We start from the raw sequence: 22,640 nt of genomic DNA on the forward strand, positions 1-22,640 counted from the left end.
AAAAAGATGATTTTTTGTAAAAAACCAACCGGAAATCATTAAAAAAGATGAGTATAAATACCCGGTTATCGGCCTTTATTTGCAGTAGTTGAAATGCCTTAAATTAGAGAATGAAAAAATTACTGTTGATTTTGATGGTGCTGATGGCATCTGCCCGGTTGTTTTCCCAGACAACTCAGCTGGACAGTATCAAAGCCGTAATTGCCAAACATCCGCAACGCGATTCCCTGCGCGTAAGCATGCTGGTAGATTATGTGCTCACTGCCGTTAACACCAACACTTCACAGGCACTCCCCTTTATGCAGGAGATAGTATCCATCAGCAAAGAATTGAATTTCGCCAAAGGCATACAGTTAGGATACATCTACCTTCAGATCTATTACTCAGACAGAGGAGATTTCGCCGAATCTGCGCTTTATGGAGATACAGCCATTCGGGTGCTGCAAAAAGATACCAGTCTGTCTGCCACTATCAATATTGCTTACCTCTATAATAATCTGGGTGGAGACAGTTATAAAATGGGCGATTATTCCAAAGCCATCGATCATTACACGAAAGCCGCTGAAATAATGGAGAAGTACAAGCCGGAAATAATCGCTTCTGCATATAACGGTCTGTCGGTAGTGTACGAAGCATTGTCTCAACCGGAAAAAGCATTTGAATACGACAAGAAAGCAATAGCCGCTGCGGAAAAAAGCGGAAATAAAGCGTCCATTGCCAGGCGTTATCTGAATTATGCCGAAAGACTTTTCAACCTCAAATATTACAGGGAAGCAGACAGCATGCTGAAAAAATCGGCACCGCTGGTTTCGGAAACCAATGATGTTATTGCCATGGCTTTGTTCTATCAGTTGCGCGGTGGCAACAGCAGAATCAAAAAGCAGTATCCGCAGGCAATTGCCGATTTCAGAGCAGCCTACCAGATTGGGATCGGTAACGATGATAAATATCAGCAGATTAGCCTGCTCGATCCGCTTATCAAATCGCTGCTCGATGCAGGTGAGCTGGATCAGGCAAAAACAATGAACGATACGCTGCTGGCCAAATCCATCCTTTATCAAATGCCCTTCGGCCGCCTCAATGCCTACGACAATCTCGCTAAATGGAACCTGCTCCGGAAAGATTATGCCAATGCCTACAGGTACCTGGAGCTGAAAACTCAGCTCGCAGACAGCATCTCCTCCGACGAAACCAAAAGCAAAATCTCCATGATGGAGACCCGTTTTAAGGTTGCCGGAAAAGACAGGGAAATAAAATCATTGCAGGATGAAAAACAAATACAGCAACTTCAGCTCCGTCAGAAAAGCACTTTCATTTATATCCTGATAGGAAGTGCAATAGCACTACTCATAATTTCTTTACTCTCCTACCGCAATTACCGGCATCGCCAAAAACTTCAGCAGGCAATAATCGATGAACTGGAAACTGAAAAACAACTGACTGCCACAGAAGCCGTATTCAAAGGCGAAGAGCAGGAACGTACCAGACTGGCGAAAGACCTTCACGATGGATTGGGAGGCATGCTGAGCGGGATAAAATTTTCGTTAAGCAACATGAAAGAAAATCTGGTAATGACGCCCGACAATGCCCGCGCATTCGGACGCAGCATCGATATGCTCGACAGCTCCATTAAAGAAATGCGACGTGTAGCACACAATATGATGCCGGAAATACTGGTGAAATACGGTCTGGATACAGCTTTGAAAGAGTTCTGCAGTGAAATAGACCGCAGCGGAGCCATCCATGCAGATTACCAATCCGTAGGCATGGGTAACGTAACTATCGATCAAACCACCAGTGTTGCCATTTACCGCGTTGTACAGGAACTGGTGAACAATGCCATAAAACATGCGCAGGCAAAGTGTGTGCTGGTGCAATTGCATCATTCAGTGCAGGAAAAAATGCTGGCTGTTACCGTAGAAGATAACGGTAAAGGACTCGATGTAAATATGCTCAAAGATGCTGCCGGCCTTGGCTGGCGAAGCATTCAAAACCGGGTAGACTTTCTGAAAGGGAAAATTGATGTACATTCAAAACCCGATGAAGGCACTTCTGTGATGATTGAGATCGGGATCTGACTATTCATTGTAATACCTGCTGCATGATAACTAAATTATTCATCGTCGACGATCATTACATGGTAATAGAGGGCATCCGCTCTTTGTTGCAGCACGAAAATAATATCGAATGGATGGGCCACGCCACCAATGCCGCTTCCTGCCTGAGTTTCCTGAAACAACAGCTGCCGGATGTTGTACTGATGGATATAAACCTGCCTGATAAAAGCGGTATCGATTTGTGCAAAGAAGTGAAAGAATTATACCCTGCCCTGCAGATCCTGGGCCTCAGTACGTTTAATCAGCAGGCGGTTATTCAGCATATGATGCAGAACGGCGCCTCCGGATACGTTTTGAAAAATGCTACCAAAGAAGAACTGATGGAAGCCATTCAGGTAGTATCGGCAGGTAAGAACTATCTCAGTTTTGAAGCTGCCCTGTCGCTAAGAGAATCAAAACAATCGCAGCCACTGATCACCCGAAGGGAAAAAGAGGTGCTGCTTTTAATTGCAGAAGGACTTACCAACGCAGAAATATCGGAGAAACTTTTCATCAGCGTACCTACAGTGAACACACACAGAAAAAGCCTGCTGGAGAAATTCGGCGCCAAGAATACTGCCATTCTTATCAGTATGGCAAGCAGGCAGGGACTGATTTTGTAATGAAGCAGATCAATGTAATAAAAAAAGAAAGTCCCGGTAAACGATGTTACCGGGACTTTCTATTGTATGTATCCGGAGCGTACTCCGCATATCTGTTTATTTAGGATCCAGCGCTTTATTGATCACCAGCGTCAGCGCACCGCGATGCGCTTTGGTTTCTTCGTTCGTAGAAACGGCTGTTGCCAGTTGAGCCTTGATCTTTTTCAGTGTATTCAACGCCGCAGCTTTGGAGATATCATCAAAATCTTTAGAATCAGTGATAGCAGCCAGGCCTCTTACGAAGAGCGACTGCAGGTTCTGACGATATACATTCACATTAGTGGCATTGTCTGCGCTGAAGATGCCCTTTTGCAGATCACTCATTACATCCGCTACGCTGTACTGATTGCCATACAGGCGGGTGTTGGTGATACGCTGCAATGTGGCAGGATGCAGAATATGCGACAGTGCGCCGCCTGCCTGCAATTGCAGTACAGTCATGGTTGTGCGTGGATCATCACCGGACTGGTTCTGATTGAATCCACGACGCTGTGGCTGCAGGTAAGGGAATATCTGCGCATCTGCATCGAATGCATTGGGTGCAAAAACATATTTGGTGAGCACATCCATGGCTTTTTTCTGTGTTGCCAGCGGAACCGGAGTAAATGGTTTGTTGGTTGACTTCTGCTCTGGGAAGCTTCTGTCTACATACACACCACCGATATAGCGGCTCACTGCTGCGATCATGTTGATGCGCTGCGTTTGCATGTTGCCGTAACGGGCTCTCAGCTCTGCATACGACTGACCATTTTTTGAGTATTTGCCGATCAGTTTAGGAATAGCTGTGTTCACGATCTTGAAACGCTCTTCAGCATAGCCAATGGCGTCGTTTGTGTGATCCATGATGTTCACACGTGGGTCCATTGCTTTACCGGGAGAACGCATATCATCACCATCGTTACCGAAAGTGAGTTGCGGATCGTTGCTGCGGCTGAGGATCTTGTTCAGTCCTGCTTCTTCCTGACCTGCAGGGAATTCAGTATAACCGAACTCGATAGCCCATACATCATAAGGACCAGCCTTGGTGGTGTAGTAATCGCCCTGTTTGCTCTTATCGGCAGCGATGTTCACAGCTGGATAATCCATTACAGAGCCCATGGTACCGATCTTATGGGTGATAGCAGTATTGTTGATCTCTTCGGGGCTCAGCATCTGACTTGCCTTCATGTTGTGATTGAGACCCAGTGTGTGTCCCATCTCGTGCATGATGAGGTAAGTGAGAAACTGTTTGTGCATTACTTTCAGTTCAGCTGGTGGTGCGTCGTTTGCATCGAGGAAAGTAGATGCTGCGATGAACTGCGATTTCAGTTCCTGAGCGAGTGCGCAGGTTGCGAGGTGCTCGCGTTTGATGCCGGGGATATGCATTTCAGCCTCATCTTGCTGTCCGAATGTATGGATGAGATTGTTTTGCATGGTTGATGAAGCTGCTCCGTTGAACAGTTCATCCTGACGGATCATGCCGCTGCCGGTTGCCCATTCTACAGTGATGTCGGCTCCGAGAATTTCTCCTGTTCTTGGGTTAACGAAGCTGGGCCCGATAGCGCCGTAAGGCGGCTGTGCAGAAGCTACCCAGCGGATTACGTTGTAACGGATATCGTCGGGGCTCCAGGTGGCATCGTCTGGCATGATCTTCATCTGAACGGCATTCTTGTAGCCGGCTTTCTCGAAGGCTTCATTCCATTTGTGACCTGCTTCCAGAATAGCTTCGCGGTACTCAACCGGTGTGGTATTCTCGATCCAGTAAACGAGTGGCTGAACCGGCTCGCTGATGGCTGCACTGGCATCTTTCTTCTTCAGGTTCCAGCGATGGATCAGATCTTTGTATGGTGTTGGACTTGTAGAAGTGAGGTCCGTAACGGTTTCTGTGAAGTAACCAACACGCGGATCGTCATATCTTGGTTTGTAATCGTTCTGTGGCATTTCGATCAGTGTATGCTGAATGCGTACACGCACGTAACGGGCATCGGTGATGTCGGCACCACCGGAATTGATGGTATACGGATTGTCGTATGCCATATCCACTACTATATCGGTATTGTTCGGGAAAGAACGGATCGCAGCCACTTTCGATTTGCCGGGATTGAGGCTGCCCAGGTTGAACTGCATCGCGGCAAACGGACTTGGGCCGAAGTTTGGTTTAACAGCATCCATCTTTTCGCTGATGAACAGCGCGTCTGCATTGATCAGATAACCATCACCATCTTCTCCGCTTACTTTCTCTGCGTGGAAAATAGCTTCGGGTTTATCTACATTGGCAGTTTTGCTCACTGCATCATTCTTGTTATACCAGAAATTGGTATTCAGCTGAGAGAACTCCAGCTTGTCGAACGATTTCTCCACTTTAAACACAAAGGTTGAGCGATGCATACCCTGGTGCAGAAAGAGTGAGGTAGGTCCGTTGATGGAAAAGCTTTGATAGATGTACTCTTTGCCGAGCTGGCTTTTTTTGATGTACAACTGAACACTACCGGTGGCTGTATCCTGATAGATGGTGAAGAGGCCGTCTACTTTGCGGCTGCTTTTTACTTTGTCTGAAATGCCTGCGGGCTTTTTTGCTTTGGCTGTATCCGTAGCTGCAGCGGGGGCAGCTTTAGACTTATCCTGTGCATAGGAAACAATCGTCACGGTTCCCGAAAACACGAATAACAGTAGGAGTTTTTTCATTGTGTGATGCCGTTTTAGTGCTGATGAATATACAAATCATATCCAGATTAAAGGATAATAATTTGATAAATGGTCACTGCACTAACGGTATCACCAACCGCTGGCAAGTACGTCGGCGATATGCATGGTCTTCATGGAAAGTCCCTTGTGGCGGATAACCCCATCGATATGCATGAGGCAGCTGTGATCGGTGGAGATGATGGTGTCTGCGCCGGACTCTCTGGCGTTGTTCACTTTCTGATCGGCCATGCTGGTAGAAATGGCTTCGAATTTCACGGCAAATGTACCGCCGAATCCGCAGCAGGTTTCGTTGTCTTTCATCTCCATCAGATGGAGACCTTTTACATGGCTGAGCAGGCGGCGCGGTTCTTCTTTGATGCCGCACTCGCGGAGACCCGCACAGCTATCATGATAAGTAGCATTCACCGGAAGGGATGCGCCGAATTTTTCGATCTTCAGCACGTTCACCAGAAACTCGCTGAACTCGAAAGTTCTTTCTTTCATCTCCTTCACTTCGTTGTGGTGCGAAGAGTTGTCGAAGATCTTGGGATAGTAGTTGCGAACGAACCCGGTGCAGGATGCACTGGGCGCTACAATGTATTCTGCTCCGCTGAAGTCTTTCAGGAATTTGGAGCAGACATCTTTTGCATCATCCCTGAAACCTGCATTGTAGGCGGGTTGGCCGCAGCAGGTTTGGTTCGAATTGTATTCAACAGTACAGCCTGCTTTCTCCAGCACCTTTATCATATTGAAGGCAGTCTGGGGATAGAGCTGATCTATGAAGCAAGGTATAAAAAGCTGTACTGTCATTTTTTTATTGAATTGTTGAACACCATCATCTTCAGCGCAGTGATCGCTGCTTCTTCTCCTTTATGTCCGTGGCGGCCACCAATGCGTTCGTCGGCCTGCAGCTGGTTGTCTACGGTGAGTACACCAAAGATAACGGGAACGGGCAGTTGCAGGTTCAGCTGCAATACGCCGTCTGTAACAGCTCTGCACACATATTCGAAATGTGGTGTATCGCCGCGTAGCACGCATCCCAGTGTAATGAAAGCACAGGGCCTGTTGCTCTTTGCTTTGTTCGCTTCCCAGTAGGCTTTAACGCCGAAGGGAATTTCAAATGCGCCGGGAACGGTGATGGTGCGGATATCCGTGATGCCGTTTTCTTTCAGAATGCGGATGGCGCCGTTTTCGAGTTCATCGATCACTGCGGCATTCCATTCGGTTTTCACAATAACGATACAGGCATCCTTACTGAGAATGCCTGTATCTATTTGAAATAACTTGCTATTAGTTACATCTGCCATATGGTAATGGTTCTATTTTGTTTCACCCAGTTTGGCCAGATATTTATCGGCCTCATAACCTCTTTGGGTCAGGGGGAATTTTGCTTTCAGCTCCTGCAGCATGGTGATAGCTTCTTTGGTTTTACCCAGATCGGAAGAGAGCAATGCAGCACGGAAGAGGTATTCAGCAGAATTAGCTGCATCGTCAGGGAAAACGCTGCTGGCCTTTCTGTAGCTGTCGATAGCCTCATTCTTTTTGCCCAGTTCAGAGTAAGCATCTCCGAGCAGACCGTAAGCGCGAACGTTCACGGCATCAGAAGTGGTAGAAAAATCGTTCAGGTATTTTACGGCGTTGTTGAAATCGCCCAGTTGCAGGTAACATGCACCGGCATAGAATTTAGCCAGGTTACCTGTTTTGGTGCCGCCATATTTGTTGATCACTTTCAAAAATCCCTGATTGGCAGCAGAACCGTCGCCATTGAGGGCCAGTGCAAAAGAATCGTTCCTGAAATTCTCTTCAGCCTTCCACATAGCGTTGCCGGCTTTTTCGTTTTCAGGTCCTTTCACAAATTTGTTATAAGCAAAATATCCACCTACCAGCAGTGCAACCACCAGTATAACAGCTGACAATTTTTTGCCGTTCTTGTTCCAGAAACCTTCAAAAGAATTGGCAAATCTGTCTTCTGCCGTTTTTTGTACAGGCGCTGCTTGTTGTTCGGTTTGTTTTACTTCAGTAGCCATTAGGCAAGAATTGTTTAGGTTGTTTAATAGTGAAATTAGTCCACAATGAATGGATAATCGGGTTGGGTTACGATATCTTTCAGCACTTCATCGTCGTTTGGCCATGGTGATTCTTCTGCGAATTTCACGGAAGCATCCACTTTTTCACCTACCCTCTTGTCGATAGCATCCAGTTCTGCTTCGGTAGCGAACTTGTTCTTCAGAATGGTGTCTTTCACCAGCTGAATAGGATCGCGCTGTTTGTATTCTTCCACTTCTTCTTTGGTACGGTACTTCTGCGGATCGGAGATAGAGTGACCTTTATAGCGGTAGGTCTTGATCTCCAGCAGGGTTGGACCATCTCCTTCACGAGCTCTTTTCACCGCGCGTGCTACAGCTTCGTGAACGGCTTCTGCACTCATGCCATCCACTGAATCGGCAGGCATTTCGTAAGCGTCGGCCAGTTTATAGATATCCACTACGTTGGATGTACGCTCAACTGAGGTACCCATGGCGTAGTTGTTGTTCTCACAGATGAAGATCACAGGGAGCTTCCAGGTCATCGCCATGTTGAAAGTCTCATGGAGCATACCCTGACGAGCAGCGCCGTCACCGAAGTAGGTAAGGCACACATTGTCGGTTCCCTTGTATTTTTCAGCAAAAGCCAGTCCGGCACCAGTGCCGATCTGAGCGCCCACAATGCCGTGGCCGCCAAAGAAATATACATCCTTTCCGAAGAAGTGCATACTTCCGCCTTTACCTTTTGAACATCCGGTAGCTTTTCCATAGAGCTCTGCCATGCACGATTCTGGGCTCATGCCTTTCGCAAGGCCAAGGCCGTGATCGCGATATGCAGTAATAAAAGGGTCTTCCTGGCGGGTAGCGGTCATACAACCGGCAGCGATAGCTTCCTGTCCTACATAGGCATGGAAAAATCCGCGGATCTTCCCTTCCATCTTGTATTTTTCCTCAGCCATCAGCTCAAACTGACGGATCAGTTGCATCAGCTCGTACCAGTAGAGATAAGTTTCTTTTGAGAATTTAGTGGCCACAGTACAAAAATTTGAGGGGCAAAGATAAGGGGTTAAAGGGAAAAATGACCAATATTTGCAATTCGCTTTCTTCCGGTGCCGGAAGCTTGCTAAACGCTGATAACCTGTACAGTAAATTTACCTGATTGTTGTTCCTCCACTCCATATCGCTGTTTCAGTTCAAGAACTACGCCCGTACTGAATTTGCCTTCGATAAGCGCATCGTAGGCATCTGCGGCCGCAATGGTATGGGCAAAACCAACCTCCTCGACGCTATTTATTATTGCTGTTTCACAAAATCCTATTTCGGCAGGTCCGACGGGGCTCATGTGCAGCATGGAGCATCAGGGTTCCGGCTGGTAGCCAATATGGAGCTGAACGGGCGGAAAGAAGAGGCCGTGTGCATCCTCCGCGAAACCGGCAAAAAAGAGTTTTATCTCGAAGGAGAACTCTATGAAAAATTCGCACAGCATGTGGGCCGCTATCCCTGTGTGATCATCGCCCCGGATGATATCCGCATCATCATGGAAGGAAGTGAAGAAAGAAGGCGTTACATCGATGCCCTCCTCTCCCAGCTCGACAGTCAATACCTGCAACACCTCATCGATTACAACCGTGTATTGCAGCAGCGCAACGGTTACCTCAAATCGATGGCAGAAAAAAATATCCGTGATACCAGTCTGCTCGATGTATACGATCAGCAGCTGGTGCAATACGGCGAATACATCTTCAGCAAACGTGCAGAATTTCTGAAAGAACTGATCCCTTCGGTGATCAGTTTTTACAAACAGATCGCCTCCACCGATGAAGAACTGGAGATCGAATACGAAAGCCAGTTACTGCAACATCCATTCGCTGAATTGTTGCAGCGGAACAGGCAAAAGGATGTATTACTGCAACGTACAAACGCAGGACCGCATCGCGATAACATCGATCTGCAGCTGAAGAAACAATCCTTCAAAAATCTGGCATCACAGGGGCAACGGAAAAGCCTACTCTTCGCACTCAAGCTTGCAGAGTTTGAACTGCTGAAAAAACACAAGGGCTTCGCTCCTCTCCTGCTGCTCGACGATGTGTTCGAAAAGCTCGATGAACAACGCATGCACAATCTCCTCGCCTGGGTATGCGTACAAAACGACGGTCAGATTTTTTTGACGGATACGCACGAAGACCGTATCCGTGGCCACTTCGATGCACTCAACCAACCTTATCAGGTAATTTCATTGCAGTAAGATTCATCAATTGATTACCTTTGTGTTTCAAGCGAACAATATGGGTGAATATTCAATGGGCGATGCGCTCAAACATTTCATGAGGCACAGTCGGATGAAAGGCTCTATGCAGGCATTGCAGATCGAAGATGTGTGGGAGCAGATCATGGGTAAAACAATTGCCAAATACACAGAAAAGATTCAGATCTACGGAGGCACTCTTTATATCAACACAAATGTGGCTCCATTGAAACAGGAACTGCTGTATCAGAAAGATCAGATCAGAGAAAGAGTGAATGAAGCGCTCGGAGAAAACACCGTAAAAGAAGTGGTGATAAGATAATTGAGCTGAATGATTTGATAAATCATTGATCCCGCCTGCGGGATTTTTTTATGCCTTTATGAGTTGAAGAAGATAATCATGCTGATGCATCGGCCAATTGAGCATATGAGAAAACTGCGTTAACTGATCCTTACGCGCGGATCTACCACCCCATACAGCAGGTCGGCGAGAATGCCGATCACGATAAAGAAGAAAGAAGAGATCAGAACGGAGCCCATCACCACAGGAAAATCTAATTTCTCCAGGGCATCAACGGTAACCTTTCCGATGCCTTTCCATCCGAAAATATATTCTACGAAGAAAGCGCCTGCGAGCAGTTCGGCGAACCATCCTGTTATGGCGGTGATCACCGGGTTGAGTGCATTGCGGAGACCATGGCGCCAGATCACCACGCGTTTGCTGAGCCCCTTTGCGTAGGCAGTTCTGATATAATCCTGCGTAAGCACATCGAGCATGGAACTTCTGGTGAGCTGGGTAATGATGGCCAGTGGCCTTATTCCCAGCGTAAATGCAGGCAGAATCAGGTTCTGCATGCTCCAGTATCTTTCGCCTGTTACTTCATCGATGTCGAACCAGCTGCCGGTCATATGCAGTCCGGTATAATCACTGAGCAGAAAGCCGAAAACATACGCCACCACAATGCCCATGAAAAACGATGGAGCGGATATGCCGAGAACACTCGTGAAGATGGCGCTGGTATCCATCCACGTATTCTTTTTCACAGCTGCCAGTATGCCGAGCGGAATGCCGAGCAGTATGGCCAATACCATCGCTGCAATGGCGAGAATGATGGTGCCGGGAAGGGCTTCCATCAAAAGCGTCCATACATCTTTCTTGGTTTGATAAGATCTTCGGAGATATGGAACCTTCAGTGCAAATTTGGTTTCTCCTCCGATAAAGATGCCTCTCAGATTCTTTTGTTGGATGCTTTCTTTCGAGTGTATGGCGATGGGAGAAATATCATTGAGATAAAGCACAAACTGTTTCCATTTAGGCTGATCGAGATACAGTTCTTTACGGATGTTCTCCTGCGTGGATGCATCTGCACGCTGACCCATCACCAACCGGCTTGGATCTCCGAAGCCCTGGAAAAGAAAGAACACCACCACTACCACGCCGAGCATCACGAGAATGCCGTAGAGTATGCGTTTGGTGATGTATCTGATCATGCTTTATTATTTACTGCGTTAGTTAGCCGGCACCTGAAATTAGATTGCCGGAGGCATTTCCGGAAGTGGTGTTGCAGGACTTTGCGCCGGCAGTTCCTGCACCGTTTTCAGTGCTCTGTCGAAATCGGTATATCCCCATTTGTTGAGGATGATGCCATTCTTGATCAGGAAAAGCGTAGGATTGGCTCTGGCAGCGGTTTTGATGGCAACTGCATCACAGGCCAGCGGCGTCATTACCGTGAATACAGGCAGCGGCGTTGCGATCAGTGTTTCAAATGGTATGCTGGTTACCAGGAATCCTGAAATGTTCTTGTCGTTTGCCGATTTCATCACCATGCTCATGATGCCGGGCCATGTGCCGGTTTTGTAATCGTTCTTCACAAAGAGATAGAGCTGATAACGGTCTTCACTCAGCAGCGCTTGTGTAGTATCGTTGTTGTAATACGTTTTCAGTAAGAAGTCTTTGATCTTCGGAGAAGCATTGCCTTTGCGCACGATCTTGTCGTATCGTTTTACAAAAGTATAGAGGCTGTCGTCGAAATCTTCAGGGAAATTATCGGCTGTGAACTCGATATCGTTTCCAGCCTTCTTGTATACGAAAGTGATCACTGTGCTGTCCGGAATGGAGCCCGCAGGCGGTTTCATTCCTTCTGGAATGCTCTTGCCGATTTTGTAAGGGAGGCAATCCACTGTTGGCAGATGCGCCATCACATGAAACTGAAAGGCAATGGTGAATACGGTAGAGAAGAACAGAATCAGCAGGCTGGCTCTGGCATTGAGTATGGGTTTTATTTTATTCCGGCTGATAAAGATCACGCCGATCAGTACCAGCAAAAAGAGATCTTTCATAAAGCTTTGGTCTGCCGTGAGCGGAATACAATCCCCGAAGCATCCGCATTCTTTCACTTTACCGGAGAAAACTGCATAGCCGGTAAGGAAGGTGAAGAACAGAATCAGCAGCAGCAGCAACCAGCTGAACAAACGCATCTGCCAACCTACGAGTACAGCCACTCCTGCAACGATCTCGAAGGTGATCATGAGAATGGAGAAAGCCAATGTGTAATCGTTCAGGGCATGCAGGTTCCAGATCTCGAAGAACTCCTGCATTTTGTAGCTGAGTCCGAGCGGATCATTGGCCTTTACAAGTCCTGAGAAAATAAATAGTACTCCTACGATAATTCGGCAAATGTTCAGGAAGGTTTTCATTGCTATAGAAATTTTCAGTGATGGGGCGGATCGGTTGAGATATGGAACGAAAATCAGTGCTGAATAGTATGGTCTCAGCCCTGATGTTTGCCTTCACCGATAAGGATGAGGGCAAATATGGAATAATTGATGATATCTACATAATTGGCATCGATGCCTTCGCTGATGATGGTTTTGCCATCGTTCTGCAGAATCTGGCGGATGCGCATGAGTTTGGTGAGAATGAGGTCTGTAAAGCTTTCCTGGCTGAGTGCGCGCCAGGCTTCGCCATAATCGTGGTTTTTGGCGAGCATCACTTCTCTGGTGAATGCAGCTTTGGCATCATACAATTTTTCTACTTCAGCAATCGGCAGGTCTTCTACCACAGCGTCTTTCAGATCGAGCTGAATGAGGCCGATGATACCATAGTTTACCATGGCCTTGAATTCGCCGGTGATATCCTCTCCTACTTTCTGGGTCTTTTTTTCCTGTATGGTACGGATGCGCTGCGCCTTGATGAATATCTGGTCCATGATGCTGATGGGGCGCAGTACCCGCCAGCTGGTGCCGTAATCGCGTGTTTTCTTCAGAAAAATATCCCTGCAGGCGTTAACTACTTCGTCGTATTGCTGATTGGTCATAGTAAGAATGATGGTACCTTTGGGGCCAAAAATAACGAACATACGCTAATGTTTACGCTGAATTGTTCAGGCAGAATACTTGTTGTGGAAAAACCGGTGGTGATGGGCATCATCAATGTAACGCCCGATAGCTTTTACAGTGATAGCCGGATGGCCGGCGATGCGGTGGTAATGCAGGCGGAGTGCATGTTGCAGCAGGGAGCCACCATACTCGATATAGGTGGACAAAGCACCCGCCCCGGCAGTGAACGCGTTTCTGTGCAGGAAGAAACTGATCGTGTGGTTCCCGCCATTGAAAATATCCTCCGGTCATTTCCCGGAACGGTGATCTCTATCGATACGTATCAGTCCGCAGTGGCGGTGGCGGCTGTTCGTGCAGGCGCAGGTATCGTAAATGATATCAGCAGTGGCGATATGGACCAGCAAATGTTGCCCACTGTAGCTGGGTTGCGCGTGCCCTATATCTGCATGCACATGCAGGGCAACCCCAATACCATGCAACAGCAACCGGCATACGAGGATGTTACCCGCGAAGTGCTCGATTATTTTATCCGCAAAATGGAAGATTGCCGTAAGGCGGGTATTCATGATGTTATTCTCGATCCCGGCATCGGTTTCGGAAAAACAACCGCACATAATTTTGAACTGATCCGAAACCTCGATGTATTCAGTAAACTCGGAAAGCCTGTGCTGCTCGGTGTTTCGAGGAAATCGGTTATCTGGCGCTCACTGGATATTACTCCTGAAGAAGCGCTGAACGGCACAACGGTGCTGAACACCATGGGGCTGATGAATGGAGCCGCCATTCTTCGCGTGCATGATGTAAAGGAAGCCGTGGAGGCGGTGAAGTTGTTTGAGTTGTATCAGGGATGATCCTCTCCCCTCATCTATTCTCTGAAAGCCGCAGATTCGGCATACCGGAAAATGATCATATGGTTTCTGTGAACATACCGGTATTCTCTGCATCCATCCAGGTCCGCCAGTATCTTCTTTCTGTCTTCCATGCTGATGTGCAGCTTCGGCGCAGTATTCAGAAACTCATAGAATTTTTTATCTGCCTTACAGTAGCTGGTATCACTTTTACAGGTGTACTGAAGTAGCCGTGTTTCCGCCCGCATCATGAACAAAATTGGATCAAGCGGCTCCAGTTTTATGGAAGAATCGAGATACACCAGCGCTGTACTGAAGTTGAGTTTTTCAGTTTCTGACAAAGCCATTCGCCACCAGGTTTCAGGTAATCCCGGATATGTTTCCAGCGCCTTTTGAAATTCCTTGTTCCGTATGAGTGACCTGTATGCTTCCAAAGCCGGGGCCACATAAGGACTTTTCTTTTTTCGGAGATCATACACTGTAGAGTCTGTCATAAGCCCCGACGAAGTATAGCTTGTATGGATTTTCTTATTGCCTTTCTTTTCGGTTCGGAACATCACCTGTCCATTAGGAAAATATTTTTCCCATAGCATCAATTCATTGTCTTCTTTTCTCATTCGGCCGAGCATCCGGCCAGCAGAATCTACTGAAACATTCTGCATATTGTTGTGCTTGTCGTAGGTATAGGTGGTGAAGGAAGTGGTTCCTCCCCACTGCCCAAAAATATGTTCGCCCGTCATTAATCCATCCGTGATATATCCGGAATGCCTGAGAGTTCCATCCATGAAAAAACTGGCGGCTTTTCCAGTATAAGGCTGGCCGTTGCGATAATACCGGCCGCCGATATGATTCAGCTGTTGCAGTGCAGGTATATGTTTCAGCGAATCGGGTCTTTGCATATATGAGCGGGAAAACAAGAACACAACGCTGTCGTACTTTCTATAGGTTGGATAAGTTTTTATTGCCGGAGCCTGCAACACATGCATGCTTGCTACTTCAGACGGAATGAATTCGCTGTTGAAAAAATGATCGGTTACCGGCAGTGAATCCACTACATAGAGTACGCGGGAACTGGCTGAAATATTTGCGACCTGTGCAGAAGAAATGATAGTGTTACCAAGCAGAAAAATAAACAACAAAAAACGAAACAGCATAATCCGATAAGATGAGGTCTGAATAATACGCCAAGATACCAATTTCAGCTTTCAATCAAAACAAAAGCGGCTGCACCTTTTGGATGCAACCGCTTTTTATTTTTCAGTAACCTGAATTAGTGTTTGTGTCCATCACCAGCGCCATGAGGAGCTGCGGGAGCTACTACTGCAGGTGCAGCAGATGGTTTCTTCACGTCAACCACTTCGATGTCGAAGATGAGGTTTTCGTTTGCTTTGATAGGACCACCAGGACGTGGATTTGCACCATAACCCAGTGTAGAAGGGATCAGCATGCGGCCTTTGTCTCCTTTCTTGAAATGCAGGATAGCTTCCACCATTCCGGGGATTGCACCACCTCTGCCCGCTTCAAAAGTGAAGGGATCGAGCGGATGCGGCTGGAATTGTTTGGTGCTGTCCATATTCGAATCGAAGTATTTGCCATCAGTGTTGTAACCAGAGTATTTGATAGAAACCTGATCGCCTGTATCGATCGCCTGACCATTTTGGGTAGAAGTGATCTCGTAGAACACCCCACCTGCAGTTTTGGTAGCGTTGATATTGTTCTTTTTGATGTAAGCTTCCAGTCCTTCCAGATCTTTCACTTTCTGAACTTCTGCTGCAGCCTTCATTCTTGTTTCTTCTTTCTTGAACTCTGCTTCGCGGTCTACGCTGGCGAGGCTGTCAGAAGAGAACACGTCTACGATTTTCAGGCAGAGCATGATCTTGTCTTTACGCTTGATGTAAGCAGGCAGCTGAGCACCTTTCTTGATCAGCGTATCGGGGAGCATCACAATGGTAACACTGTCTCCCTTGCGCAACAGCGGGAACACTTCAGCCGGATTGTAATCGGGACCTACGCTGTCAACCGGAGCATACATAGGCATCTGACCCTGGTTGGTGCTGAAAGTAGTATCTGCAGTTTTCTGCACATAGAAGAGTTTCATGATATTGCCACGTTTCACTGTCGGCTGTGATTTGTCTGAAGACTCTATCTTATACAGCAGGCCGCTTTTGGTTTTCTTGAAACCGCCACCAGAGCAGGCTGCGAAACCGAGCGCTACTACCAGGCTGCTGAGAAGAATGGTTGTTTTTTTCATGCTGGAATTTTATTGATTACCTTCTTTAATGATGTTAATGTTATGATTTTGTTGATGAATGCTCTTCCTGAAGTGAGGCTGCATTTTCGTGCACCACTTCTATGAATCTGGCTACTGTATCTTCCAGCGAAGCACTGCTGCGGCCGCCGGCTGCATTGAAGTGGCCACCGCCTTCAAAATATTTGCGCGCGAAAGTGTTTACATCGAAGTCGCCTTTGCTGCGGAAACTCCATTTTCTTTCTTCGTCGCGGTCTATCACAATGGCCGCCAGACGGATGCCCTGAATGCTCAGCGGATAGTTCACCAGCCCTTCGGTATCACCTGTTTTGATCTCGTAGCGCTGCAGATCTTTTTTGGTGATGGCAATCAGTGCAGTGTTGTATTCGTAATAGATCTCCATCCTGTGCAACAGTACATGGCCGATAAAGCGAAGCCTGTTCTCAAGATAGTTATCGTAAATATGCTCATGAACTTTGGTATGATCAAGCCCCTGATCTTTAAAATCAGCAATCATACGGTGCACCGCAGCGCTGGTTGCGGGGAACCGGAACGATCCGGTATCCGTCATTACCCCGGCATACAGGCACTGTGCCACTTCTTTGTTGAGCATGTGTTTGTAACCTGCATCAACAATGAAGTCGTAGATCATTTCGCTGGTAGAGCTTTTGGATGTGTCGCTGATGCCGTAGGCAAAAGTGGGCGTATCGGGCTCTGCGTGGTGATCTATGAGAATCCGCGTAACATTCAGCGCTTTCAGTTTAGGCGCCATATGTTTGGTGCGGAGCAGTATGTTGAAGTCGAGACAGAACACCCACTCAGCTTCGTCGAGAATGCCTTCTGCTTTTTCGCGGGTGAGTTCAAAGTCTACCACCTTATCGCATCCCGGCATCCAGTTGAGCCATTTGGCCCAGTTGGTTGGGGAGATCACGGTCACCTGATGGTTCAGCTGAATCAAAAAATGATACAATCCCAGCGCGGAGCCCATGGCATCTGCATCGGGTTTCTGGTGCATGGTGATCACCACTTTGCGGGGCGTGGTGAGTAACGGGTATATTTCCTGGATTGCTTGCATAAAACGGAGGCAAATTTGCATAAATAAAGCGCAACGGCCAAAAGGAATATCCGGCCGCCGGATGCGCTGCTGTATTTGTTTTGATGGAACCCGGCCAAAAACTGCGGGCCGTCAATATCAGTTGGGGAGCGGCTTTACCTTGAAGCCCTTCTTGCGAAGCAGGCTGATCACTCCTTTTTCGCCGCCGAGATGGCCTGCGCCAACGGCGAACAGTACCGAGCTCCTGCCCTCCTGATTGATATTGGTGATATCGTGGCTCCAGTTGGCATTGCGGTTGTAAAGAAGGATGTCCATGTAATCGCTGATGCCAGGATCACTTTTTTTGATCAGCTCATCCATCTTCTCCAGGTCCTGCTTTTTGTATACTTCGGTAAGATCTTCGGTGGCTTTTTTGTAGTTGCCGATGCTGTCGATATACGTTACCAGATCCTGTGCCTGCTTTTTATAGGGAATGCTGTCGAACAGGCCGGCCTGATAAGCCACGGTTTCGATGCCCTTCACTTCTTTATTGTACTTGCGGCCTTCGCTCATGATCGCTTCCTCCATGCTTTTCTTCTTCGGGCAGTCCATCAGCCGCTCACTGAGAAGGCTGGTGATGAACAGTGGCTTGAATTTGGTGAGCATGGCCAGCGGCATCATCACCTTATTATCCTGAAAGTATTTTTCGATGCGGGCGAATTCTTCGGGAGTGATGAGATCCTGCAGTTTCTGATCGTTGCTCATTTTGGCGTATTTCAGAAAACCGAGGGTTTCTTCCTGATTGTCCATATCCAGCTCAAAGCAGATGGCATCGCAGCTCTGGATGATCTTTTTCAGGTTTTCGCTGAGGGTGGCGTCTGTTTCGCAGAGGATGTGCATGGTGCCATACAGGTAAGATGGCTTGGCCATTCCTTTGCCTGAGATTTCCCAGAGCAGGGTTTTTTGGGGCGATTGTGCAGGTTTTTGGGCAAATGTGAACAGGGTACCGATGGTCAGCAGCACTGCCAGTCCGGATTTCTTCATAAACCGAAATTTTCAGCAAATTACTGAGAAACTGCGGGGAACTATTATATTTGTTACGAATCAAAACCGAAAGAATATGTCGTTAACGAGTAACAACAAAGGGAAGAACGATAAAAAGGGAAAGAAGAACAGTACCGGTATGCAGTCTGCAAACGGATCTAAATTCATCAGCAAACCCGGCGGTAAACTGGGCGGCGGCTTTTCCAAAAAGATCACCAAAACAGGCGGAACCAGAGGAAGTTAAGTAGTATGAGCACAGCAGCCGAAGACGGATTTGAAATTCCTGTTACCTGGAAGGGTAAAGAAATGAGTTTTCCTGCCAGTGTACAATCATTTGGCTATACTCACAGAATTCTGGTAGATGTGGAAGGCGTTGAAATACAGCTCGAACCAGATGAAGAAAGGAACTACCGTGCAATTATTGTGAATCCCGATCAGCCCGGAGCCAATCAGCCAGATACCGCATTGGTAGCGTTGATTGTGCAGGTGGTTGAATCAATTGTAAAATAGCGCCGATACAATATTTAAAAGGTGTGCCAGTTTGCTGGCACACCTTTTAGTTTTAGGCAGTTTAAGCAATGGCGCAGTGTTGTTGTGTTTACTGGCGAAAATGGCTGAGGAATTCAGCCTTCTTTCTCACGGATACTTCTGCAGTTTTTCCATTGGTCAGTTCTACATATCCGCCCTTTCCATTGTGGTATTTTTTAATATGATTGGCATTCACAATATAGGAGCTGTGTATCCTCAGAAACAAATGTTCGGGCAGCAGGGCTTCAAATTTTTTCAGTGTTCCCGATACCAGCATATTCTTTCCGCTGGATAGCTCGAACCGGGTATACGATCCTTCTGCAATGCAAAGCACTATATCGGCATAGTTGAAAAAGTACATTCCTTCCTGCGTGTGCAGGGTGATCTTTTTTTGCTGCTGTTGTGCGGATAATTCCTGCAAAAGCCCTTCCAGTTTTTGGTTCAGGTCGGCGCCGGCTGTTCGCTGGAGCACTTTCTTTACGGCCTCCTGCAGATCGTCGATACTTACCGGTTTCAGCAGGTAGTCGATGGCGTTATATTTGAATGCTTTGAGCGCATAGCTGTCGAATGCAGTTACGAATATGATGTCGAAATTCACCGGCATGATCTCATCGAGCAGATTGAATGCGTTCTGGCCGGGCATCTGGATATCCAGAAAAAGCAACTGAGGTTTCAGCGTCTGCAGTAAACTGATGGTTTCCGCTGCATTGCCGGCCTCTCCGATCACGCGTACTTCCGGACAATAGCCTGCCAGCATTTTTTTGAGAATGGAAATATTTCTGGATTCGTCGTCTACAATTATGGCATCTATCATGCAGGTATAATGTTTGGAGTAGTGATCAATGGCAGTTGCAAAATTATTTCAGTTCCTTCTACAGCATTATTCTTTATTATGTCTTTGATGAGCAAACCGGCCGGTGCGGAAAGGCTTTTTCCGAGCAGGGCAATTCTGTCTCGCGTGAGTTGCATGCCTCTGGACTGATGCTCTATATGCTGATCGGTTTTTAGTGCCTGCACCGCTTCGAAACCCAGCCCATTATCGCGGACACTGCAGATCAGTTGATTGCCTTCGATGCTGAACTCCACTACTACCCTGCCTCCCGCTTTTTGAATTCTATGCTGAATGCCATGGCCGATCGCATTTTCGATAATGGGTTGAAGCAACAGACAGGGTATGAAAATCTCTTCCGGATTTACAGACTCCTGTATAATGAACTCATAGTCGAATTGATGCGAGAACCGAAGCTGCTCCAGCTTGAAGTACGTGGTAAGGTATTCAATTTCTTCACTGAGCGACAGATAAGGCCGCATCGACTGATCGAGGGTTTGCCTGATAAGGCGGGCAAAGCTGTTGAGATAACGGTTCGCACTGAGAATGTCTTTATCGAGAATGAACTCCTGAACGGCGTGCATGCTGTTGAAAATAAAATGCGGATTCATTTGAGCCAGCATGGCTTTTTGTTCCAGTTGCTGAATGCGGAGTTTGGTACTGCGTTCCTGTTCTTTTTTGTTGTGCTCGATTCTGTTTTTTCTTTTTACGAGATAGCGGGTAAGCAGAATGGCGGCGAGCAATACGAGCAGCAGGAACCAGCCTTTCTGCCAGAATCTGGGATAGACGGTCCAGTGAAGATGAATGGTGTCGCTGTTTACATTGAATTTATTGGTGGCAAACAATTCAAGTTCATATTCACCGGGAGGAAGTGAAATGAATTCGAGGGATTGCAGCTCGGTTTGTTTCCATACAGTGTCGAGTCCTTTGAGTCTGTAATGATAGGTGATGTGACCAGCTGATTTGAAGGAAATGGCAGTGTAACGAATGGTGAGATTGCCTGCACCATATTTCATGTCGGGTATGCCTGCAGATTCAACTGATTTGCCGGCGGAGATAACTTCCTGCAAAATCAATTTGCATTGCGAATTGATGGGTACAGCTTTTTTGTTGAAGAGAAATATCCCTTCGGGCGTACCTGCAAAAATGGTGTCGCCTTTGCTGGCAACGGCGTTTACAAAGCCTGAAACGATGCCATCTGCGTATAATCTGTTGCTGACATTCGGTTGTCCGCCGGAGAAAGTGATATGATCCACTCCTTTATCGGTGCCTAACCAGATAGAGCCGTCATCGTCAGGTTCAATACAGTGAACGGCATCGCTGCTGAGGCCATGATTGCTGTTGATACGGTAAACGATGCGATTGTTCTTCATCGCTACCACGCCTTTGCCGGCGGTTGCTACCCAGAACTGGCCATATTTATCGACTTCGATGGCGGTAATTCTATCCTGCAGTTCAGGAGTGAGATCACCCAACCAATGAGAAACAAGATCATGTCCTAATCTGTAAAGTCCATGTACAGTACCGAACCAGCAGGTGTCATTGTGAATTACAATTGTGGTGGTACGACCTTTGTAAATAGGCGGGTATTGTTTAGGTTTGATTTTGGGAACAAGATACACTCCCGATGAAGTAACTGCAATCGGGTTATTTTCTTTGTTAAATGCAAATTCCTTGATCGATCCAAAAAGATTGTATTCAGCAAATCCCAATTGAGGTGTTCCTACAAAGAGCAGGTGTCCGGCACTGATATAGAATTTGCCATTCCGTTGATCTATATGGGTCACTTCTCTGTCGATACTTGGAGGAAGCGCTACAGGACTGAGTTTCAGGTTGGCATCCAGTTCAAATACTTTTTTGTCTGCACCGATGATAAGGCCGTTCTTCTTTTTGAAAAAGGAGGTAACGGAAAGCGGTTTTCCTGAAGGGTCTGAAGTAATGCATCTAAATTGTTCGGAGTGGATTCTCAGCAGACCTCCCGGTAATGTTGTAAGCCAGATATTGCTTTCATTATCCATAAAATAAGAAGCAATGTTCATGTCTGGCATCAGATGTCTGATGATTTTACCAGTACACACATTCAGCAGAAGCGCTCCTTTGACAGTATTGATGGAGAAGAGTGAATCATTGATCTGAGTGATGGTATTGATAATGGGGAATGGAATACTGTAATGCAGTTTTCGCTTTTCAGAATTGATTATAAGGGTATTGCTATTGTCTTCCAGCCAGATTTCTAAATCGTTGTAAACATATCTGAAGGAAATGGCAGTGGGTGACGTCTTTTTCAGAAAGGATATTTGCCCATTTCTAAATGTGAAAATGCTATCCATTATGATGAACTCTTCAGGAGGCGTTAATTCCGTGATACGGCTATCAAAAAAGTGTGAGGGGAGGACGGAGATCCAGTTCAGCCTGCCATTGGGTTTTAATTCCAGCAGATCCTGAAAGCTGAAAAAAAGAAGGGAGCCGCTTTCGGTTTCCCGGATTTTCAGAACCGGATTTTTGAAATTGATGGATCGAAGCAAGGAGTCGTTCTGCTGATTATAGATTTTGCCTTTGTAGTAATAGCAGATCGATTTATTGAAAGGAATGAGCCAAACCCTTCCTCTGGAATCAGTGAAAACTTTTATGATTGCATTGTCTGGCAGACCATCTTTGATGGTGAAATTTTTGAATTTTGAACCGTCGAACCGGCTGACGCCGGTTTCAGTACCGAACCAGAGAAAACCTTGCTGATCCTGGCAGATGGAATAAACCTGATTGCCTGCGAGACCGTCCTTGATGGAATATTGGGAATAGGTCAGCGTTTGAGCCTTGAGAAAGGCAGGGCACAGAATAAGGAGGTAAATCAGAACAGGAATCAGGCGCATAAAAAAGAAAGAAAGGCAATATACAGAGAAGGATTGAATGGATACAGGGTGGAATTTTTTTTGAGTAAATGGCTGAAGTATAGGTTGGTTATGAGAATACCCCTATATTTGCACCCCCGATTATATCGTTCGGGTGGTGGCGCAGCCCGGTAGCGCACTTGCATGGGGTGCAAGGGGTCGCTGGTTCGAATCCAGTCCACCCGACAGTTT

At 46.8% G+C, this 22,640-nt stretch carries 21 protein-coding genes and 1 tRNA gene; 8 read left to right on the forward strand and 14 right to left on the reverse strand.

What is annotated here, in order from left to right:
- The first annotated feature begins 110 nt into the window (after window positions 1-110).
- Both HHL16_RS23970 and HHL16_RS23975 read left to right on the forward strand, forming a co-directional pair.
- Window positions 111-2,078, forward strand: coding sequence for a tetratricopeptide repeat protein (locus tag HHL16_RS23970; RefSeq protein ID WP_169427864.1), 1,968 nt, complete (start codon window positions 111-113; stop codon window positions 2,076-2,078).
- Between the two features lie 23 nt (window positions 2,079-2,101).
- Window positions 2,102-2,719 (forward strand): response regulator transcription factor, encoded by a 618-nt coding sequence (locus tag HHL16_RS23975; RefSeq protein ID WP_169427865.1) that lies wholly within the window; start codon window positions 2,102-2,104, stop codon window positions 2,717-2,719.
- A 96-nt stretch (window positions 2,720-2,815) separates the two neighbouring features.
- Here HHL16_RS23975 and HHL16_RS23980 read toward each other — a convergent pair whose 3' ends face one another.
- The 5 genes from HHL16_RS23980 to pdhA form a co-directional block, all read right to left on the reverse strand.
- The gene (locus HHL16_RS23980; RefSeq protein ID WP_169427866.1) at window positions 2,816-5,422 is read right to left on the reverse strand and encodes a zinc-dependent metalloprotease; all 2,607 of its coding nucleotides are present in this window, start codon (window positions 5,420-5,422) and stop codon (window positions 2,816-2,818) included.
- 90 nt (window positions 5,423-5,512) lie between these two features.
- Complete coding sequence (locus HHL16_RS23985) at window positions 5,513-6,232, reverse strand: (Fe-S)-binding protein (protein WP_169427867.1); 720 nt, start codon at window positions 6,230-6,232, stop codon at window positions 5,513-5,515.
- The gene (ribH, locus tag HHL16_RS23990; protein ID WP_169427868.1) at window positions 6,229-6,729 is read right to left on the reverse strand and encodes a 6,7-dimethyl-8-ribityllumazine synthase; all 501 of its coding nucleotides are present in this window, start codon (window positions 6,727-6,729) and stop codon (window positions 6,229-6,231) included. The genes HHL16_RS23985 and ribH overlap by 4 nt, the downstream gene beginning before the upstream one ends.
- Window positions 6,730-6,741: 12 nt before the next feature.
- Window positions 6,742-7,449 carry a tetratricopeptide repeat protein gene (locus HHL16_RS23995; RefSeq protein WP_169427869.1) on the reverse strand — a complete coding sequence of 236 codons (708 nt, stop codon included), beginning with the start codon at window positions 7,447-7,449 and terminating at the stop codon, window positions 6,742-6,744.
- A gap of 35 nt (window positions 7,450-7,484) precedes the next feature.
- On the reverse strand, window positions 7,485-8,480 hold the full coding sequence (gene pdhA / locus HHL16_RS24000) for a pyruvate dehydrogenase (acetyl-transferring) E1 component subunit alpha (RefSeq protein ID WP_169427870.1): 996 nt from the start codon (window positions 8,478-8,480) through the stop codon (window positions 7,485-7,487).
- Window positions 8,481-8,605: 125 nt separating this feature from the next.
- Here pdhA and recF point away from each other — a divergent pair, with 125 nt between their 5' ends.
- Both recF and HHL16_RS24010 read left to right on the forward strand, forming a co-directional pair.
- On the forward strand, window positions 8,606-9,691 hold the full coding sequence (gene recF / locus HHL16_RS24005) for a DNA replication and repair protein RecF (RefSeq protein WP_169427871.1): 1,086 nt from the start codon (window positions 8,606-8,608) through the stop codon (window positions 9,689-9,691).
- Between the two features lie 40 nt (window positions 9,692-9,731).
- Window positions 9,732-10,013 (forward strand): DUF721 domain-containing protein, encoded by a 282-nt coding sequence (locus HHL16_RS24010; RefSeq protein WP_169427872.1) that lies wholly within the window; start codon window positions 9,732-9,734, stop codon window positions 10,011-10,013.
- 119 nt (window positions 10,014-10,132) lie between these two features.
- On the opposite strand, the gene HHL16_RS24015 is transcribed toward HHL16_RS24010, so the two are convergent.
- The 3 genes from HHL16_RS24015 to HHL16_RS24025 form a co-directional block, all read right to left on the reverse strand.
- The gene (locus HHL16_RS24015; RefSeq protein WP_169427873.1) at window positions 10,133-11,182 is read right to left on the reverse strand and encodes an ABC transporter permease; all 1,050 of its coding nucleotides are present in this window, start codon (window positions 11,180-11,182) and stop codon (window positions 10,133-10,135) included.
- Window positions 11,183-11,221: 39 nt separating this feature from the next.
- The gene (locus HHL16_RS24020) at window positions 11,222-12,388 is read right to left on the reverse strand and encodes a BT_3928 family protein (RefSeq protein ID WP_169427874.1); all 1,167 of its coding nucleotides are present in this window, start codon (window positions 12,386-12,388) and stop codon (window positions 11,222-11,224) included.
- Window positions 12,389-12,462: 74 nt separating this feature from the next.
- Entirely contained in the window at window positions 12,463-13,050 is a 588-nt protein-coding gene (locus tag HHL16_RS24025; RefSeq protein ID WP_169427875.1) for a DUF1599 domain-containing protein, read from the reverse strand.
- Between the two features lie 6 nt (window positions 13,051-13,056).
- Here HHL16_RS24025 and folP point away from each other — a divergent pair, with 6 nt between their 5' ends.
- The gene (gene folP / locus HHL16_RS24030) at window positions 13,057-13,881 is read left to right on the forward strand and encodes a dihydropteroate synthase (protein ID WP_169427876.1); all 825 of its coding nucleotides are present in this window, start codon (window positions 13,057-13,059) and stop codon (window positions 13,879-13,881) included.
- A gap of 14 nt (window positions 13,882-13,895) precedes the next feature.
- Here folP and HHL16_RS24035 read toward each other — a convergent pair whose 3' ends face one another.
- From HHL16_RS24035 to HHL16_RS24050, 4 genes are all read right to left on the reverse strand, one after another.
- Window positions 13,896-15,032, reverse strand: coding sequence for a hypothetical protein (locus HHL16_RS24035; protein ID WP_169427877.1), 1,137 nt, complete (start codon window positions 15,030-15,032; stop codon window positions 13,896-13,898).
- A gap of 116 nt (window positions 15,033-15,148) precedes the next feature.
- Window positions 15,149-16,129 carry an FKBP-type peptidyl-prolyl cis-trans isomerase gene (locus HHL16_RS24040; protein ID WP_169427878.1) on the reverse strand — a complete coding sequence of 327 codons (981 nt, stop codon included), beginning with the start codon at window positions 16,127-16,129 and terminating at the stop codon, window positions 15,149-15,151.
- Window positions 16,130-16,169: 40 nt separating this feature from the next.
- Window positions 16,170-17,201: a bifunctional oligoribonuclease/PAP phosphatase NrnA gene (locus tag HHL16_RS24045; RefSeq protein WP_169427879.1), complete on the reverse strand. Its 1,032-nt coding sequence runs from the start codon at window positions 17,199-17,201 to the stop codon at window positions 16,170-16,172.
- A gap of 117 nt (window positions 17,202-17,318) precedes the next feature.
- Window positions 17,319-18,203 (reverse strand): TraB/GumN family protein, encoded by an 885-nt coding sequence (locus HHL16_RS24050; protein WP_169427880.1) that lies wholly within the window; start codon window positions 18,201-18,203, stop codon window positions 17,319-17,321.
- A 76-nt stretch (window positions 18,204-18,279) separates the two neighbouring features.
- Between HHL16_RS24050 and HHL16_RS24055 the strand changes: the two genes are divergently transcribed.
- Window positions 18,280-18,447 carry a hypothetical protein gene (locus HHL16_RS24055; RefSeq protein WP_169427881.1) on the forward strand — a complete coding sequence of 56 codons (168 nt, stop codon included), beginning with the start codon at window positions 18,280-18,282 and terminating at the stop codon, window positions 18,445-18,447.
- Between the two features lie 5 nt (window positions 18,448-18,452).
- Window positions 18,453-18,713, forward strand: coding sequence for a hypothetical protein (locus HHL16_RS24060; RefSeq protein ID WP_169427882.1), 261 nt, complete (start codon window positions 18,453-18,455; stop codon window positions 18,711-18,713).
- Between the two features lie 88 nt (window positions 18,714-18,801).
- On the opposite strand, the gene HHL16_RS24065 is transcribed toward HHL16_RS24060, so the two are convergent.
- Together HHL16_RS24065 and HHL16_RS24070 are read right to left on the reverse strand one after the other, a co-directional pair.
- Window positions 18,802-19,545, reverse strand: a complete 744-nt coding sequence (locus HHL16_RS24065) for a LytTR family DNA-binding domain-containing protein (protein ID WP_169427883.1) — start codon at window positions 19,543-19,545, stop codon at window positions 18,802-18,804.
- The gene (locus tag HHL16_RS24070) at window positions 19,542-22,430 is read right to left on the reverse strand and encodes a sensor histidine kinase (RefSeq protein WP_169427884.1); all 2,889 of its coding nucleotides are present in this window, start codon (window positions 22,428-22,430) and stop codon (window positions 19,542-19,544) included. The genes HHL16_RS24065 and HHL16_RS24070 overlap by 4 nt, the downstream gene beginning before the upstream one ends.
- A 130-nt stretch (window positions 22,431-22,560) precedes the next feature.
- On the opposite strand from HHL16_RS24070, the gene HHL16_RS24075 reads away from it, so the two are divergent.
- Window positions 22,561-22,634: transfer RNA gene (locus HHL16_RS24075), tRNA-Pro, on the forward strand.
- Window positions 22,635-22,640: the final 6 nt, after the last annotated feature.

Source organism: Pseudoflavitalea sp. G-6-1-2 (assembly GCF_012927185.1).
Classification (GTDB): Bacteria; Bacteroidota; Bacteroidia; order Chitinophagales; family Chitinophagaceae; genus Pseudobacter.